This window comes from Amycolatopsis jiangsuensis (genome assembly GCF_014204865.1).
Classification (GTDB): Bacteria; Actinomycetota; Actinomycetes; order Mycobacteriales; family Pseudonocardiaceae; genus Amycolatopsis; species Amycolatopsis jiangsuensis.
Genome location: NZ_JACHMG010000001.1, coordinates 2101659 through 2117842 on the forward strand (window position 1 = coordinate 2101659; position 16184 = coordinate 2117842).

Below are 16184 nucleotides of genomic sequence, written 5' to 3' on the forward strand. Positions count from 1 at the left end.
CGGTCAACGATCCGCGCCGGGACGGCGTGGGGTCCCGACGTGACTGGCGTCGAAGACCGTCCCGGTCACCGTCCTGGATTCGCTGCGCGCGGCCAAGAGCACGTACGGGTCGACGTAGTCCTCCGCGGTCGCCGACATGTCGAGCGCGGAGTACCGGCGCAGCTGCTCGGCCGCGGGCAGCACGTCGCTGATGGCCCGGCCCCCCAAACCCAATGCGGCCGGTCCCCGCAAGTCCGTCGCCATGCCGCCCGGTGCGACCGCGTTGACCCGGACCCGCGGGGCCAGTTCGTAGGCCAGCTGGGAAACGACCCCTACCCCCGCGTGTTTCGAAGCGGTGTACAGGACTCCCCCGCCACCGGGGTACAGCGCCGCGTTCGACAGGGTGAAGATCATGGACCCGCCCCGGTCCGCCAGGGCTCCGGCCGCGGCGCGGGCACCGACGACGTACCCCTTGACGTTGACGTCGAAGAGCTCGCGGAACCCGCTTTCGAGCTCGGCCATCGGCAGGTCGAGCAGCGGCCGGTTGAAGTCCCACAGCCCCGCGTTGCCCACGAAGGTGTCGAGGCCGCCGAAGGCGGAGACGGCGGCCTGGACCGCGGTTTCGTTGTCGCGGCCGGAGGTGACGTCCCCGTGCACCCCCCGGACGCGGTCACCGTGCGCGGCCACGACGTCGTGCAGTTTCTCCTCGGACCGCTCGAGCACGGTCACGCGGGCGCCCTCGGCGAGGTACCGGTCGACGACGGCGCGGCCGAGGCCGGAACCGCCACCGGTCACGAGGGCGGAGAGCCCCGCGAGACGACCGGGCACTAGACACGCTCCAGGAAGTGCTTCACCGCGGCGTTGAACTCCGCCGCGTGCTCGAGCTGCGCCCAGTGGCCGCACCGGCTGAACATCAGCAGGCGGGAGTCCGGGATCATGGCGTGGGCGCGCAGCGACATCTCGTAGTGCGCGGTGCGGTCGTCCCGCCCGTGCACCAGCAGGGTGGGCACGTCGGACTCGGCCATCTTCTGCCCCGCTTGCAGGAACCCGGTCCCGCCCGCACCGCTGCGCATGAGGTCGAGCCAGTTCCGCAGGTGTTCGGGCTTGCTCAGCGCGGTGCGCGACCGCTCCTCGGCGAGTTCACGGGTCGCGAACGAGGGGTCGAAGCACATCGTCCGGACGAGTTTCTGGAAGTTCTCCGGCGAAGGGTCTTCGTAGGCGTTGAAGATGCACTGCATCCCCTCGGACAGCCCGCTGGGAGCCATGACGTTCACGCCCCAGATCCCGGACCCCATCATGATCAGTTTCGAGACCCGCTCCGGGTGCTCGGTCGCCATCACCATCCCGATCGCGCCGCCCATGGAGTTGCCGACGATGGCGGCGCGGTCGATGCCCATCGTGTCCATCAGCTGGAGCACGGCTCGGCCCTGGTCGCGCCCGGTCTGCAGGTCCTGGGGGCTGGAGTCTCCCCAGCCGGGCATCGTCACGGCGACGCAGTGGAAGGACGCGGCGAGTTCACGGATGTTCGGCTCGAAGTTCGACCACCCGGTGGCGCCCGGTCCGGTGCCGTGGATCAGCAGGAGCGGATGCCCCTCGCCTGCCTCGTTGACCTGGATCCGGTAGTCGGCGGTGTCGACGAGCCGGTAGGTCGATTCGTTGGTCAGTTCCTGAGACGGTGCGGTCACAACCTTGCCAATCTGCTAGTTCGCCAGGCGCGAGCCGGGCATGGTGGAGCGCGCCTTCAGGAGCGCGCGCAGGTTCGTGTCGGAGCGGGTCAGCTGCTCACGGCCGACCAGGACTCCCGCGGCCATCAGCCGCTTGACGACGCCGATCTCCCGAGCGGCGTCCATCCCGGCGACCGCGCCGATGCGGCCGTGCCGCAGCCAGAACGCGAGGAACCGGCCCGGCGCCGCGCCCTCGCGCAGCACCAGTTCGTCGGTGGGCCGCGCCCGCCCGATGAGCTGAAGCGTCGCGCCGTACTGGTCCGACCACGCGTAGGGCGGGTCGGTGTAGCGGACCGGTTCGCCAGCCAGGGTCGAGCCCACCGCCGCGCCGTGCCGCAGGGCGGCGTCCCAGTGCTCGATCCGGCCGCGCCGCGGCAGGTCCGGGTGGAATTGGCTGGCGACCTCGCCCGTGGCGTAGATCCAGGCGCGGCTGGTCTGCCCGAACTCGTTGACGGGGATGCCGTGGTCATCGGTGTCGATGCGGGCCGATCGGGCCAGCTCGTGGCGTGGTTCCACGCCGACGCCGACGACGACCGCCGCGGCCGGCAATCGTCGCCCGTCGGAGAGCCGGACCTCCTCCACCCGGCCCGCCGGGCCGAGGAACCCGGCGACGGTGACGCCGGACAGCAGCCGGACACCGTGTTCCCGGTGCAGGCCGGTCACGAGCGCGGCCACGTCCGGTCCGAGGACGTGCGTGAGCGGCTGGGGTTGCGCTTCGACCACGGTGACCTCGATGCCGCGGTCCACGGCGACCGCGGCGAGTTCGAGGCCGATGAAGCCACCGCCCACGATGACCAGCGGGCCGCCGCGGCCCAGGTGCGCGCCGATGCGTCCGGCGTCGGCGGCATCGCGCAGCGACAGCACGTTGGTCGCGTCGGCGCCCTTCACCGTGAGCTTCCGCGGGCGGACACCGGTCGCCAAGACGAGGCGCCCGGACTTCAGGACGTCCCCGTCGCCGAGGCGGACGGTCAGCCGCGCCGGGTCGACTTCGACGACACGCGCGCCGAGACGCAGGTCGATGTCGAGGTCCCGGTAGGTCTCCGCCGGCTGGATGGGCACCAGTCCGGCGGTACCCTCGTCCAGGAGCGCCTTGGACAGCGGCGGCCGTTCGTACGGCAGCCGCGGATCGACGTCGACGAGCGTGATGGTTCCGGGATAGTCCATCCGCCGCATCCGGACGGCGGCGGACACCCCGGCCGCGCTCGCACCGACGATGACGCAGCTCGACCTGGTCACCTCGGGGCCCTCACCCGCGGTCCGGGAGCTCGACCATGACCTCGTCGCGCTCGACCCGCACCTGGTACCTGCACAGCGGCACGTTCGCCGGCGGTGTCAGCGCGGCTCCGCTCTTCAGGTCGAACTTCGCGAAGTGCCACGCGCATTCGACCTGCGTGCCGTCCACGTAGCCGTCGGCCAGCGAGGACTGACCGTGCGTGCAGGTGTCGTCCAGCGCGTAGAACGCGCCGTCGACGTGGAAGACCGCGATCGGAGGGGTGGTGGGGAGCTGAAGGGCGTCGCCGTCGTCCAGCTCGCCGACGGAACAGGCGCGTATCCAGGGCATGGTTCGGCTGACTTTCGTTCTGTGTTCGGGGTTCCGGAATCGGCCGGCGGTCAGAAGAAGCTGCTGAGGTTCGCCGATTGGAGAACCGTCTGGTCGAGGAAGATGTGGCGCTTGGCGATGGCCAGGCCCGCCTCGGTGAACCTCAGGGTGTCCTCACGCCGCCCGACCCACTGGTCGACGTCGTTCTTCAGACGGGTCCGATAGAGCAGGAAATTGCTGTGCACCTGCAGCTCGTCGCCGGACTTCTCCGCGATGTGCACGTTCGTGATCAGGTGCCGGGTCCGCGAAGGCGGGTCTTCCGCCCACGAGGTGCCGGTGGCGAACTTCCGGGCCCTGATCTCGAGGTAGTTCTTGTCCTCGTCGAAGAACGCCATTTCTCCGGGTTTGGTGAACTCGAGGTGCAGCTGCCGCCGGGTGACGGTGCGCCGCAGAGGCATGAAGTAGTGGGTGTCCTCGGTGAACAGGAGAACCCAGTCCTCGTACCGGTGCGCGTCGAGCAGTGCCGCCTCGTGATAGTAGAACTGCTCGACTTCGTGCTGCAGGAGCACAGCAGTCAGTTGCGCCTGCTGCGCGGTTTCGGTGGTCATCTGGAATTCCCTCGCGAGGTGTCGGTCAGAAGCGGTCGTGCGGGACGGTCCGCTCGCGCAGTTCCTCCCACGTCGGGTTGCGCAGCCATTCACGCCACGAGTGGTAAGTCCACAGCTGAGCGTGTTCGTTGATCGGCGCATCGATGATCGCCAGCCCGTCGTCCTTGACGACCTCGGAGGTGCCGAGCCCCATCTTCAGCAGTTGCGGGACTTCGCGGCTGCGCAGCCCCTTGGTCTGCAAGGTCGACTGCGCCCAGTTCTCGCCGTCTTCCTGTTCCAGCAACCCGGCCGGGCCGAAGAAATGGATGTGGGAACTGAGCAGTGCGGCGTTCTCCTCGGGCGAGGCGTTCTTGTCGCGGAAGGAAAACCACCAGATCTCGGTGACACCCGGCTCGCGGGGGACGCGCAGACTCAGCTGCCCGCCGGCGGTCACCCAGGTCGTAGGGAAAATGTGCGGGTGGCCGGCGACCCGGCTGCCGTGCCGGCCCAGCCTCGCCTGCGTCTCGTCGTTGTGACGCCAAGCGAAGGGCTCCACACCGGTGCTGACTTCGAGTGCGTCCTGGTCCGGGCCGGAAATCGCGTGACCGTACTCGCCCACCATCACCACGTTGTGCAGGTCCGTGGGCAAGAAGGGTACCTCTAGGTTCGCGCCGGTCTCGCTCTTCGCGCCACCTTCCATGTAGTTGTCGGGCGGAGCAGGGATCAGACCCAGCGCGAAGGCGGACATGTGAGTGATCTGCGGGTGGTAATAATCGAAGACGTTGTCGACCGTGAATTTCCAGTTCGTCTTGACCGTGAACTTCTGAATGCCCGGGATGACCTCCATGTCGCCGCGCTCGGCGAGCAGGTCGAGGCCGAGCCGGCCCGTGGCGCCCAGGTACTCCGGCAGCGGCGGGGCCGTCTCGTCGAACGTCGCGAATACGAATCCCCGGTAGCTCTCTAGCTGGGCCACCTTCCGCAGCGGGTATTTCGAGCGGTCCAGCTTGTCCTTGTAGAACAGTGACGAGCCCGGGACACCAACCAATTCGCCGTCGAGGCCGAAGGTCCAGCCGTGGTAGGTGCACATGAAGTTGCGGACGTTGCCCTCTTCCGCGCGGCAGACGGCATTGCCCCGGTGGGAGCAGGTGTTGAGAAACGCCTTGATACCGCCGTCCTTCTGCCGGACGACCAGGACGTTGTCGGTCCCCATCGGCGCTTCGAAGAAGTCGCCCCGCTTGGGGATCTGGCTCTCGTGGCACAGGAACAGCCAGGCCCGGCCGAAGATGTGCTTCATCTCCAGGTTGAAGATCTCCTGGTCGCTGAAGATGCGCCTGTCGATTTCGCCGCGCTCCAGCGAGACCAGGGAATCGAGCTGGTCCACCACGCTCGTCTCTGCCATGTTCGCCGCCTTTCAGTGCGTGTGGCTGCGGTCGTGTCCCCAGAACTGGGCCGCGTCCCAGTTGGTGATAGTCCAGACGTCGTCGTCGATCAGCTTCCCGTCGGTGCCGTACTCGACGCCGATGCCCGAAGGGGATTTCATGTAGAACGACAGCATTCCGTCGTTGGTGTGCCGGCCCAGGCTCGCGGTCAGTGAGATTTCGCGGGCGCGGACCCGGTCGAGGGCACGGCCGACGCCGTCGATGTCGTCGACCTCGAGCATGAAGTGGTCCATGAACGGCTTGGTCCCCTCGGGAGCCGGGCCGAAGGCAAGGGAGTGGTGACGCGGGTTGACGTGCGTGAAGGTGAGGACCAGTGGCTTGAAGGTGATGAAGTCGCTGACTTTGAACCCCAGGGTGTTCAGGTAGAAGTCGATCATCTTGTCTGTGTCCGGCGCCGCGAGCACGATGTGGCCCAGGCCCAGATCCCTGCCGCGGGGATCCTGGGTGACAAAGCGGACACCCGTGGGCGAGACGAACGGATCGGCGACGGTCGCGGCGCCGAAGAAGAGCTCCAGCCGGAAGCCCGCCGGATCCTCGAACTGGACGAGCCGGCGGACGCCGCGGACCTCGGCTAGCCCGGAGTTCTCCTTGACGGCCACCCCGGCCGACTCCAACGCGCGGACCTGGGCCTCGAAGTCCGCCTCGTCGGCGACTTCCCACCCGGCGTAGCTCAGCTCGTCTTCGCCGGCGCGCACAGCGATGCGGTGATCGCGGGCGTCCATGCGCAGGAACAGCGTATCGACGTTCTCGGCGTCCTGGGCGCGTGTGACCTGCAGACCCAGGATCTCGGTGGCGAACGTCTGCCACGCGTCGAGGTCCCTGGCACCGACTCCGATGTAGCCGAGAGCACTGACGTAGGACACAGTCTTCTCCTCATCCGGAAGAGTTTTTGGCGTGCACGAGAAAGAGCCGCAAGGAAGGCAGCAACGGACACGACGCTCCGGCACCGCGCTGCGGCCCGTCGCGTGCCGGACTCGTGGTCTCGGCGAAACCCCGCAGCCGAAGTGTCCACTTCGGACTTCACGGGGGGCGTGGCTCCTTCCTCGCTGAAGGTGCTTAACTGAGAGTCAACTCTCAACTAGACGACATCGTAAGCTACCCTCACAGATATCCGCAAGAGGGAGGAAGTTCCTTTGACAGCCGAGGAGATGGCTTCGCCCGCACCACGCCGTCGGATGCGAGCGGACGCGCAGCGGAGCATCGAGCAGATCGTGGCCGCGGCCGAGCGCCTCATCGAGCGCGTGGGACCGGGAGTCGCGCTGGAAGAGGTGGCGAAGGAGGCCGGCGTCGGCCCAGCCACGCTTTACCGCCACTTCCCCAGCCGCATGCACCTGTTCGAGCGGATATACGGCGACCGCACCGCCAGGATCGCCGAGCGGGCCCACGCGCTCGCCGGAACCGGCGAGCCGTGGGAGACCCTGACGCAGTGGCTCGGCTCGTTCGTGGCGCTGGGCCTGGAATCCCAAGGCGTGCTCATCCAGCTGATGTCCCAAGGCCTGCAGCAAAGCGACGCCGCGGGCAACGCAGAGCGCGGGCACAAGCTCGTCAGCGAGGCGCTGAACGGGTTGCTCAATCGGGCGAAGGAGGCCGCAGCCGTCCGGGAGGACGTCGATGCCGAGGACGTCCTCTCCCTCGTCAGCGGCGTGGTCGTGACCGTAGGGTCCCGGGCTGACACCACCCCCGACGAGCGGCGCGGACAGGCGGACCGGGCCCTTCGGATCGTCTTGCGGGGCATCAGTCGTCCGTAGCCCCGAATTTCGGTCCTGTGTAGACATTCGCGGGCAAGGCACCTAACGTTCGCGACCATGGATTTGGTTGTGGAGCCACGACTTCGCGAGATCATCGATCAGATCACCCCGCGCCTGGCCGACATGCCGGCCCCCACCGTCCGTCACCCGCCTGCCGACCCCGTCGCCCGGGACGCGTGGTTCGCCGGGGTCACGCAGGAGCGCGCCCGGCAGCAGGCGCAGATGAGCGAGGCCATGGGAAGGCCGTCCGCAGGCGCGGACGTCGACGTGAGCGAGGTCCGCATCCCCGTCACCGGCGGATGCGGCTGGGCCGGCTGCGGCGACTGCTCGGCCGGTGCGATCAACGCAATCGTCTACCGGCCCGCCGGCGTGCGCGCGGCACCGGCGTACATCCACTTCCACGGCGGAGGCTTCTGGGTTGGCGGCGGGCTCGACGTGTTGCGGGGCAACGCCGCGGTGCACGGCGCACGCGCCCGCGAGCTGGGCGTCGTCGTCATCGACGTCGACTACCGAATGGCTCCGGACCACAAGTTCCCGCTCCCGGTCGAGGACTGCTACGCGGCCCTGAACTGGGTGGTGGCTAACACCGAGCGCCTCGGCGTCGACCCGGCCCGCCTGGCGGCGGGCGGCGGCAGCGCCGGCGGTGCCCTGACCGCGGCGGTGGCCCTGATGAGCCGGGACCGGGGTGGCCCGTCGCTTTCCGCGCAGGTGCTCAACATCCCGGCGACCGACAGCGGCTGCAACACCCCCTCGATGCACCGCTTCGCCGAGGGCTACGTGATGACCCGGCAGAACGCGTTGGAGATGTGGGACATGTACCTCGCCTCACCGGCCGACGCCCACAACCCCTACGCCTCCCCCATGCACGCACCCAGCCTCCACGGCCTGCCGCCCACACTGATCGTCCTCGGCGACTACGACGTCTTGCGGGACGAGGGCAGCACGTACGCCCGGCGCTTGGTCGACGAGGGCGTCACCGTGACGGTGCGGCGCTTGCCCCAGGCCCACGGAGCCGAACTACCCGAGAACGGACCCAAGACCGAACGCATCATCAACGATTTCCTCAACACCAACCTGCTCCGTTCTTCCTAGCGGCACCGCGGACTCCAAAGTGGACGGCGCAGTCCGCGAGCTCGAAGTAGTGCTCACTACACAGTCGGCGGTAGGGTTGATGAGGACGACCGGAAGGGAGATCGATGCAGATCGGCGACATCACCATCCACCCCCTCACCGACGGCACCTTCCGCGCGTCGCCCGCCTACTTCGGCGAGCACGTGCGACCGGAAGGCCATGAACACCTGTTCCAGGCCCGCGACGGCATGGCGTGGCTGCCCATCGGCTGCTTCCTCGTCCGCACCGGGGACCGCACGGTGCTCGTCGACGCCGGTATGGGCCCTACGCTGGACGACGCCGGCCCGCGACGACTCCTCATCGGCGGCCAGCTGCTGCTCGGTCTCCGCGCGATCGGCATGACACCGGCCGATGTCACTGATGTCGTCTGCACCCACCTGCACAGCGACCACTGCGGCTGGCTCTTCGACACGAACGCCGAACCGGTGTTCCCCGGGGCCACGATCTGGTTCGGCACCGGCGACTGGGACCATTTCGTCGTCGGCGAAGCCAAACTGGCCGACCACATCCGCCGCGGTCTGCTCGCCACGCGCGAACTCGGCGACGGCGTGCAGCTCGCCGACCACGACACCACCATCGCACCCGGACTGTCGCTGATGCTGACCCCAGGCCACACACCAGGCCACCTCTGCGTCGTCGTGTCCTCGGCAGGGCAACGCGCTTTGCTGCTCGGCGACGCGATCACCTGCCCGGTGCAGCTCGACGAGCCCAGCTGGCAGTCGATGGCCGACGTCGACCCGGCCCTCGCCCGGCGAGTGCGCGACAGCCTCTTCCGCGAACTGGAGGACGACGCCACGACGGGCGTGGGCGCGCACTTCCCCGAGCTGGCGTTCGGGCGTGTCCTCACCGGGCAGGGGCGGAGCTGGCACACCTGACGGGGTCTACCCGACCTCCACGAAGAGTCGTTCGGGGTGATCGGCCGTCTGGTGAACCAGGTCCGTGATGGCCAGTGGGCGCAGCCGACGCTGTGTTCCGAGCGGGCTGGCGCGCGACCTCATCGGCCACCTGGTGCGCATGTCGAGCACGTCATCCGGGTACCGCATACCGCGGACTAACCGTACTGGGCCAGGATAGCCTCGACAATCTCCAGCAGCCGGTCCCCTGCTTGCTCGATGCTGCCGTTCTGCGTGCTCACCTGCGCGCCTTCCAAGACGAAAGTGATCGCAGCCGTGGCTTGCTCTGGGTCACGCAGGCCAGCCTCGGAGCACATGCCCAGCAGCCGTGATGCCTGGTGGGCCTTGTGCTCCTCGATCACCCGCCGCGCAGGGTGCGCGCGGTCGGGCAGCTCGGCGAGAGAGTTGATGAACGGGCAGCCCCGGTACGAGATCGACGGCAGGCCGTCCGCGATGAAGCGGGCGAGGCCCAGGATCTGCTCGCGCGGCCGGCCGGGGTAGTCGGCCTCGACCCGGTCGAAGGCCGCCTGGTACTCGGCGGCGAGGATGCGCAGCCACTCCGCGACCAGCGCGTCCTTCGTCTCGAAGTGTCGGTAGATCGCCATCTTGGTGGTCCCGGCCCGGTCGGCAATCGCCTGGACACCCACGCGCTGGATGCCCTCGCGCTGGAACAGCTCCTCCGCGGCGTCGAGGATGCGCTCGCGCGGGGGCAGCGTGGCCACCCTGCCAGGCCTGCCGGGGCTCACGGTCATGACGACTACGATACCATTCCGTATCTTCTGATACCGTTCGGTATCGTATGAGACTGATAGGTATCGCTTTGGCTGATGGGAGCAGCAGTGGAAACCACCGAGTACGTCAGCTTCGACGCGGTCGGGCTCGCGAAGCTGGTTGCCGAGGGCGAAGTGACCCCGGCGGAGCTGGAGACCGCCGCCCGCGCGGCCACCGAAGCCGTCAACCCGCAGATCAACGCCGTCGTGGAAACGTGGCCCGCCGACGACGAACCCCGCTCAGGCCCCCTGGCCGGCGTCCCGTTCCTGATCAAGGACATCGCGGTCGCCATGGCGGGCAAGCGGATGGAGCTGGGCAGCCGCCTCGCGGCCGGCCACGTCTCCCCCGCCGACTCCTCCCTGATGCGGCGGATCCGCCAGGCCGGGCTCGTCACGTTCGGGCGCACCGCGACCGCCGAGCTGGCCTACAGCACCACGACGGAACCGGTGCTGTACGGCGCGACCCGCAACCCGTGGGACCCGGCGCGCAGCGCGGGCGGATCCAGCGGAGGAGCCGGCGCGGCCGTCGCCGCCGGCGCGGTCCCGATCGCGCACGGCACCGACGCCGCCGGCTCACTCCGCATCCCCGCCTCCTACAACGGCCTGTTCGGGTTAAAGCCCACCCGCGGCCGAGTCTCCGTGGGCCCGTACGCCGACGAAGTCTTCAATGGCCTGGCCGTGCACGGCAGCCTCAGCCGCACCGTGCGCGACAGCGCCGTTCTGCTCGACCAGATCCGCGGCCCGGAGCCGGGCGACCCGTACTTCGCCCAGGAGCCGTCGCGCCCGTATGCGGAGGAGGTGAGGCGCGATCCGCGCTCGCTGCGGGTCGGCGTCCTGACCCACGCCTGGGGCGGGAACCGCACGGCCGCGTGCGTCGCCGATGCGCTCGCCCGCACCGCGCGCTTGCTCGAATCCCTCGGCCACCACGTGGAAGAAGCCGAAGTTCACCTCGGTGTCGATTGGGAGGACTTTGTCCTCGCCAGCGCCCGCCAGTGGACGGCGAATCTCACCGCGTCGATCGACGAGCTGGCCGCCGCCACCGGACGTCCAATCGACTCCTCGACCCTTGAGCCGGCCACCCTGACGAGCTATCACTACGGTCGACAGGTCAGCGGCGCCCAGTTCGTCGCCGCGCTCGAACTCCGCAACCGGATCGCCCGGAGCCTGGCACGTTCCTTCGCCGCCTACGACGTCCTGCTCAGCCCGACAGCGCCGGACCTTCCTCCGCTCTTGGGCACGCACGCGCGGGGTGTCGAAGCACTGGACGGCCTCGGCTGGCTTCGCCGGCTCTTCGCCTCCTCGCCGTTCAGCGCGGTGTTCAACGTGACGGGCACGCCAGCCATGTCGGTGCCGTTGACGGTCGACATGGGAACCGGACTGCCGATTGGCATGCAGTTCGCTGCGGGGTATGGGTTGGAAGGCCTCCTCTTCCGCCTCGCCGGTCAGCTCGAACAGGCAAGCCCGTGGGCCGACCGGGTGCCCGCCGTGTGGGCGGGGAACCAGTGACCGGGCGCGCCCGCGACGATGACCGAGTCTTCGCATGCGACTCGTGCGTGGGACCGCGGATCGCCTCGATTGTCAGGTGAATGCTCTGGGCAAGGCCCCTACGCGACGGGTCGGACAGGGTGGTCGGGATCGTGGTCCCGATGGTGAGCAACCCGTCTTGCGCAGCCCTCGGCACTAGTTCGAAGACCACTTGGCCAAATTCGACAGCAAACTGCTCATCGAGATGTTGAGGCCGACCATGCTGAGTGGGAGGCCAGGCTTAAAGGGCTCTTCCGGATCTAGATGAGTGATTCCGTGAAGGTCGTGTGAAGTGGCCCCGAGTGTGGGCATGAGTGGAGGGTGCTCATGATCATTTTGTGAAGAACGACCTGAACACCCTCCTGACGGCACTGTACGTGCTCGTCGATGACCATGTGGTGCTGCCCCGGACCGGCCGGGGACGGCGCCCACTACTCACGGACAGTGAGTTGATCACGCTGGCCACTGCCCAAGTGTTGCTGCGGTATGACTCCGAGCGCCGATGGATTCGCCATCTTCATGCCGACTCCCGGTGGCGTGAATGGTTTGCTCATCTTCCTGGGCAGTCCGGCTACCACAAGCGGTTAAAGGCATCAGAACCGTTGCTGCGCAAGACCATCCTGGCCCTTTCCCTGTGCTGTCCGTCCTGGTTTGACGACATGTGGATCACCGATGCCACCCCGGTGCCGTGCGGGATGTCCCGGGAAACCGTGAAGCGCTCCGACCTGGCCGGCCACGCCAGTTACGGCTACTGTGCGTCACACTCTCGGTGGTATTGGGGGCTCAAGCTTTACCTCGTCTGCGCCGGCGACGGCATGCCGATCATGTGGTGCCTGGCCAACCCGAAACTCGGCGAACGCGAGGTCTTGGCCGCCCTGCTCGAGCACAACCACCACCTCGTTCGTGACGGCCAGACCCTGTTGGCGGACAAGGGTTTCGCCGGCAAGGAATTCAAGAAGCTGACCGCGGCGATGGGGCTGGAGTTGCTGCGCCCGGACCGCAAGGACGAGACCTACCGCAACGGCAACCTCGGCGGTGTCCGTCAACGGATCGAGTCGGTCAACCAGACCCTCAAGGGCCAGCTCGACCTCGAAGCCCACGGCGGACGCACCCCCGCCGGAGTGTTCACCCGCGTCGCCCAACGCCTGCTGGCCATGGCCGCCGGCATCTGGCACAACTGGAACACCGGCCTGACCAGCAAACGATCACTCATCGCCTACGACCACTAACACTAACTTCACGGAATCAGCCGTCTAGAGTGCGAGGGCTCCGCAGTGCAGTAGCGACCGGATGCGGTAGTTGATCAGGTTGCGGAAGCCCAGGGCGTTGCGACGGAGTGCTTCGAGCCGGCCGTTGATGGCCTCGGTCGGGCCGTTGGAGGCTCGGTGCTCGAAGTAGGCCAGGACGTCGTCTCGGCGCCGGTGCAGCGTCCGTCCGAGGGTGGCAAGCTCGTCGAGCCCGGCCGGTAGCCCGCTGCGGATCCGGTCGATGACCGCGGTGAGTGCGGCCTTGCCGCGGCGGCGGTCAGCGGCGGCGTAGGCGGCGATGATCTGCTGGTAGGCCCACCAGGTGACCTCGACCGCGACGTGCTCGTCGGCGGCGAACACCGTCTCGAGCCGAGATCTCTGTTTGTCGGTGAGCAGTGCGAGGCGGGTCCGCAGGGTGCGGCGTGCCCGGTAGAGCGGGTCACCGGTGCGGCCGCGGTGGCCGAGGGTGTCCTGTTGGATGCGTTGGCGACACAGGTCGAGCTTGTGCCCGGCCAGGGCGACGACGTGGAACGGGTCCATCACCGTGACCGCGTCCGGGACCGCGTCGGTGGCGGCGTTCTTGTAGCCGCCGAACCCGTCCATCGCCACGACCTGGACTGCGTCGCGGAATCCCTGGTCTCGGGCCTCGAGCCAGGTCCTCATCGCCGCCGCCGAGCGGCCCGGGACCAGGTCGAGCAGTCGCGCACGACCCTGCCCCGCGACGACCGCGGTGAGGTCGGTGATCACGGTGACGAACCCGTCCCCGTCGGCGCCGAACACGTGCGCCCACTTGTGTTCGTCGACTCCGACCACCCGGACTCCGTCGAGTCGGGCGGGGCCGGCGGACAGCAAGAGCTGCTCGGTCGCGGTGACCGCGACGTTGTTCACGGTGTCCCAACTGCGGCCGAGTTCGCGGGCGACCGCGGCGACGGTGACCTTGTCGATCGCCAAGCGCCGCAACACATACTCCGCGCACCGCCGAGTGGTCGACGCACCGCGGCGGGCCAACCGGCTGCTGTCGTGGGCGAAAATCTCGCGGGCGCAGCCGCCGTGGACACAGCGGTAGCGCGGCACCCGCACGCGCAGCTGCAACGGATGTCCGACCACCGGAACATCGCTGACGCGGCGCTCGACGCTGTCGCGGTAGATCCCGACCAGCCCGCACCCGGGGCACGTGCCGGGCCCGTCGGTGAGCAGGTCGCACCACAACACCGTGACCTCGCCGCGCAGGGCGGCATCGGTGATCCGCACCCCGAGCTCAACGGTACGGATGATCGTGTCGGCCACGATCTGGGCAGGCGGGCACGTAGGCTGCGACATCGGGTCCCCGGGATCGTTGCTGATGTTGGCGTAGGAACCGTCATCATCAACTTCTCGGGGCCCGCCTCACCGCAGCGACACGACCCCAACCTCGCGGTCCGTCACGCCCTCACCTGCACTCCATTTCCGGAAGAGCCGCTTAAAGACCAGGTCGGCCGCCTCGCGATCGACCCAGGCATTGAACTCGGGTAGGCCCCGACGTTTCCTCTGCTGCTGGACCCGCCCATCCAGATGATCTCCTTGATCTCCTGCTGGAGATCGAGGCGCTGTTCGAGCACGGTCGCGATGTTGGTTCGCGGGCCGGTCGGGATGAGCGTGAGGGGCTCGGCCATGCTCTCGAGGATGCCCGCGATCAGTTCGGTCGCGCTTCGCCGTCTAAGGGACCGTGGATTCCGGAAGAGCATCACATTGCGAACTTCGCTCGACAATGCGCATAGCGCCCTTCGGCGGCGGCCATGCGTGGTCGACCTGATGCCCGGATGACCGCCTGGCTGCGCGAGCCAGACGTCGCTCGCCACCGCGGTCTACGCTGGTTCGGCGCCGCTCGAAGGCTAGCGTGCCACGTCCGAAAGCGCGGTTTCGACCGGGTTTCGCCGACGGCAACAACGTCGGCTTGGCACGACAGCCCCGGTGGGTCCCGGACGGTCGGTCGACGCTGTCCGTCGATGTGATACGAACCACCCAGGGGTGGCCTACTCCGCGGTAGCGGTCAAAAGTCGGAGTGCCTGCCGCCGAACGGCGCAGCCGAGTGACGAGCCACCGAACCGAGGTGCACCATGCGGCCGAGACAACCCCCTCCCGCCCACGGCCGCCGTAGACACCTCGCGAAGATCATGCCGGCCCGGCCATGAACCCGGCATACGGTCGCATCGCCCAGCTACGCGCGTATGGCTTCGTGATCAGACCGCTCCCCAACGCTTTCGGCGAAGTCGACGGTCTGCACGCCACACGAACCGGACTGGGCTGGGTCGACTCCGTGGTGATTCGCGGCCCCGAATACGCGGTGGCGGTGCGGGGCGCGGACACCTTCAGCCTTTCCACCCCGTTCGCCCCCTCGGAAGTCGCCTGGGCCGAGAGCGGCGAAGTCGTCGAGGTGATCGACAAGCTCCTCGCACTGTGCCTGTCCGGAACCGTCTACCCCGACGAACTCAGCCGAGAATCGAATCTACACCACGTTGATAAACTCGACACTACGTAGATTCCGCCGCTCACGGCCGAGCGAAGACCGGCTTGCCCGGCGGCGGGTCCAGCAGCACCTCGACCGCGTCCTCGTAGCCGAACGGGCCCGCCAGTACCGGCGCCGGGTCGAGGGTTCCGTCCTCGACGAGCCGCAGCACGCCGGGAACGTGCGGACTGGCGTGCGGCGGCCCGACGACGAGCGTGATTCCCGTGCCGTACAACGAGAAGTACGGCAGCCGAGGCTCTCCGAAGTAGACAGACCGGATCACGCACGTCCCGCCCGGACGTGTGGACAGCAAGGCGCACCGGAAGCCCGCGCTCGCGGCCGAAGCGTCCACGACCAGGTCGAAAGGGCCGTCGAGCCGGTCGGGGTAAGCGTCGGCCGCGATGACAGTCGCCCCGGCCGCGGCGGCCTGGGCGCACCGGGCTTCGTCGACGTCGAGGTAGGTGACGCTGCCCGCGCCCAGCGCGACGGCGCTCAGGACGACCAGCAGCCCGAGGCTGGCCGTCCCGCCGACCACGAGCACGTCGGCGCCTGGCTGAGCGTCGAGAGTCGGCCGAACGGCCTGGAAGGCGTCGGTGAGATTATCGGAAGCCGAGGCGGCCACGACCGGATCGACGCCCCGCGGAAGCGGAGTGAGGTTGTACGAGGCCCACGGCACCCGCACCAGCTCGTCGAACAACCCGCCCCAGAGCCCGCCGGCGCTCGTGCCGTAGGACGCCAGGCGCGGCACCGAACCGCAGGCACCGGGCAGGTCGCGCCGACAGTTCTCGCACGTGCCGCAGCTGATGTGCCACGGGATGACCACCCGCTGGCCGACCCGCAGCGGAGAATCGTCGCCGGCCAGGTCGACGATCTCGCCGACCGCCTCGTGCCCGAGCGCGAACGGGGTGGCGAACGGCGCGGGCGACACCACGAGCCGGCGGTCGAGATCGCAGGCGGACGAGGCTATCGGCCGCACCAGCGCGTCCCCGGGCGCGGTCAGGCGAGGCGCGGGCCGGTCCTGCCACTCCAGGCCGCGCGGGCCGCTGACGACGAGGCTCTGCATGACGTGCTCCTTAGACGACTCTCTCTAGAGAGAGAACTCTAGAAGGCGCGTTCG

The 16184-nt window shown here is 68.5% G+C and carries 17 protein-coding genes; 6 read left to right on the plus strand and 11 right to left on the minus strand.

The genetic code is table 11. The features are described 5' to 3' along the window. Positions 1-3: 3 nt before the first annotated feature. From hcaB to BJY18_RS37715, 7 genes are read right to left on the minus strand one after another with little or no spacing between them, the layout of a single operon-like run. On the minus strand, positions 4-807 hold the full coding sequence (hcaB, locus tag BJY18_RS09075; RefSeq protein ID WP_184779373.1) for a 3-(cis-5,6-dihydroxycyclohexa-1,3-dien-1-yl)propanoate dehydrogenase: 804 nt from the start codon (positions 805-807) through the stop codon (positions 4-6). After that, a complete protein-coding gene (locus tag BJY18_RS09080) occupies positions 807-1664 on the minus strand; it encodes an alpha/beta fold hydrolase (RefSeq protein ID WP_221457641.1) in 858 nt (285 codons plus the stop codon). Before BJY18_RS09080 ends, hcaB begins: the two co-directional genes overlap by 1 nt. Before the next feature lie 15 nt (positions 1665-1679). Beyond that, positions 1680-2939, minus strand: a complete 1260-nt coding sequence (locus BJY18_RS09085; RefSeq protein ID WP_184779374.1) for an NAD(P)/FAD-dependent oxidoreductase — start codon at positions 2937-2939, stop codon at positions 1680-1682. Positions 2940-2949: 10 nt separating this feature from the next. Continuing rightward, positions 2950-3264, minus strand: coding sequence for a bifunctional 3-phenylpropionate/cinnamic acid dioxygenase ferredoxin subunit (locus tag BJY18_RS09090; protein WP_184779376.1), 315 nt, complete (start codon positions 3262-3264; stop codon positions 2950-2952). Between the two features lie 50 nt (positions 3265-3314). Further along, on the minus strand, positions 3315-3851 hold the full coding sequence (locus BJY18_RS09095; protein WP_184779378.1) for an aromatic-ring-hydroxylating dioxygenase subunit beta: 537 nt from the start codon (positions 3849-3851) through the stop codon (positions 3315-3317). 25 nt (positions 3852-3876) lie between these two features. After that, complete coding sequence (locus BJY18_RS09100) at positions 3877-5229, minus strand: aromatic ring-hydroxylating oxygenase subunit alpha (RefSeq protein WP_184779379.1); 1353 nt, start codon at positions 5227-5229, stop codon at positions 3877-3879. A 12-nt stretch (positions 5230-5241) separates the two neighbouring features. Further along, positions 5242-6132, minus strand: a complete 891-nt coding sequence (locus BJY18_RS37715; RefSeq protein ID WP_221457643.1) for a VOC family protein — start codon at positions 6130-6132, stop codon at positions 5242-5244. A gap of 270 nt (positions 6133-6402) precedes the next feature. Here BJY18_RS37715 and BJY18_RS09110 point away from each other — a divergent pair, with 270 nt between their 5' ends. The 3 genes from BJY18_RS09110 (at position 6403) to BJY18_RS09120 (ending at position 9023) form a co-directional block, all read left to right on the plus strand. Then, entirely contained in the window at positions 6403-7017 is a 615-nt protein-coding gene (locus BJY18_RS09110) for a TetR/AcrR family transcriptional regulator (protein ID WP_184779381.1), read from the plus strand. Positions 7018-7074: 57 nt separating this feature from the next. Continuing rightward, on the plus strand, positions 7075-8109 hold the full coding sequence (locus BJY18_RS09115) for an alpha/beta hydrolase (protein WP_184779383.1): 1035 nt from the start codon (positions 7075-7077) through the stop codon (positions 8107-8109). A gap of 104 nt (positions 8110-8213) precedes the next feature. Further along, complete coding sequence (locus BJY18_RS09120; protein WP_221457645.1) at positions 8214-9023, plus strand: MBL fold metallo-hydrolase; 810 nt, start codon at positions 8214-8216, stop codon at positions 9021-9023. Between the two features lie 176 nt (positions 9024-9199). On the opposite strand, the gene BJY18_RS09125 is transcribed toward BJY18_RS09120, so the two are convergent. Continuing rightward, positions 9200-9793 (minus strand): TetR/AcrR family transcriptional regulator, encoded by a 594-nt coding sequence (locus BJY18_RS09125; RefSeq protein ID WP_184779385.1) that lies wholly within the window; start codon positions 9791-9793, stop codon positions 9200-9202. A gap of 75 nt (positions 9794-9868) precedes the next feature. On the opposite strand from BJY18_RS09125, the gene BJY18_RS09130 reads away from it, so the two are divergent. Then, positions 9869-11317 carry an amidase gene (locus BJY18_RS09130; protein WP_221457647.1) on the plus strand — a complete coding sequence of 483 codons (1449 nt, stop codon included), beginning with the start codon at positions 9869-9871 and terminating at the stop codon, positions 11315-11317. A gap of 356 nt (positions 11318-11673) precedes the next feature. Continuing rightward, positions 11674-12564 carry an IS982 family transposase gene (locus BJY18_RS09135; RefSeq protein ID WP_184778676.1) on the plus strand — a complete coding sequence of 297 codons (891 nt, stop codon included), beginning with the start codon at positions 11674-11676 and terminating at the stop codon, positions 12562-12564. A 24-nt stretch (positions 12565-12588) separates the two neighbouring features. Here BJY18_RS09135 and BJY18_RS09140 read toward each other — a convergent pair whose 3' ends face one another. Together BJY18_RS09140 and BJY18_RS36755 are read right to left on the minus strand one after the other, a co-directional pair. Beyond that, a complete protein-coding gene (locus tag BJY18_RS09140) occupies positions 12589-13902 on the minus strand; it encodes an ISL3 family transposase (protein WP_103380686.1) in 1314 nt (437 codons plus the stop codon). A gap of 101 nt (positions 13903-14003) precedes the next feature. Continuing rightward, entirely contained in the window at positions 14004-14306 is a 303-nt protein-coding gene (locus BJY18_RS36755; protein WP_281393802.1) for a nucleoside hydrolase, read from the minus strand. Positions 14307-14749: 443 nt separating this feature from the next. Between BJY18_RS36755 and BJY18_RS09150 the strand changes: the two genes are divergently transcribed. Further along, positions 14750-15100: a hypothetical protein gene (locus tag BJY18_RS09150; protein WP_184779389.1), complete on the plus strand. Its 351-nt coding sequence runs from the start codon at positions 14750-14752 to the stop codon at positions 15098-15100. 10 nt (positions 15101-15110) lie between these two features. Here BJY18_RS09150 and BJY18_RS09155 read toward each other — a convergent pair whose 3' ends face one another. After that, on the minus strand, positions 15111-16130 hold the full coding sequence (locus BJY18_RS09155; RefSeq protein WP_184779391.1) for a zinc-dependent alcohol dehydrogenase: 1020 nt from the start codon (positions 16128-16130) through the stop codon (positions 15111-15113). Between the last annotated feature and the right edge of the window lie 54 nt (positions 16131-16184).

Bases quoted from the DNA above. Each gene is read 5' to 3' on its own strand.
- BJY18_RS36755 (WP_281393802.1), bottom strand. From the start codon at position 14,306: ATGCTCTTCCGGAATCCACGGTCCCTTAGACGGCGAAGCGCGACCGAA.
- BJY18_RS09090 (WP_184779376.1), bottom strand. From the start codon at position 3,264: ATGCCCTGGATACGCGCCTGTTCCGTCGGCGAGCTGGACGACGGCGAC.
- BJY18_RS09115 (WP_184779383.1), top strand. From the start codon at position 7,075: ATGGATTTGGTTGTGGAGCCACGACTTCGCGAGATCATCGATCAGATC.
- BJY18_RS09155 (WP_184779391.1), bottom strand. From the start codon at position 16,130: ATGCAGAGCCTCGTCGTCAGCGGCCCGCGCGGCCTGGAGTGGCAGGAC.
- BJY18_RS09125 (WP_184779385.1), bottom strand. From the start codon at position 9,793: ATGACCGTGAGCCCCGGCAGGCCTGGCAGGGTGGCCACGCTGCCCCCG.
- BJY18_RS09120 (WP_221457645.1), top strand. From the start codon at position 8,214: ATGCAGATCGGCGACATCACCATCCACCCCCTCACCGACGGCACCTTC.
- BJY18_RS09150 (WP_184779389.1), top strand. From the start codon at position 14,750: ATGAACCCGGCATACGGTCGCATCGCCCAGCTACGCGCGTATGGCTTC.
- BJY18_RS09100 (WP_184779379.1), bottom strand. From the start codon at position 5,229: ATGGCAGAGACGAGCGTGGTGGACCAGCTCGATTCCCTGGTCTCGCTG.
- BJY18_RS09095 (WP_184779378.1), bottom strand. From the start codon at position 3,851: ATGACCACCGAAACCGCGCAGCAGGCGCAACTGACTGCTGTGCTCCTG.
- BJY18_RS09140 (WP_103380686.1), bottom strand. From the start codon at position 13,902: ATGTCGCAGCCTACGTGCCCGCCTGCCCAGATCGTGGCCGACACGATC.
- BJY18_RS09130 (WP_221457647.1), top strand. From the start codon at position 9,869: ATGGGAGCAGCAGTGGAAACCACCGAGTACGTCAGCTTCGACGCGGTC.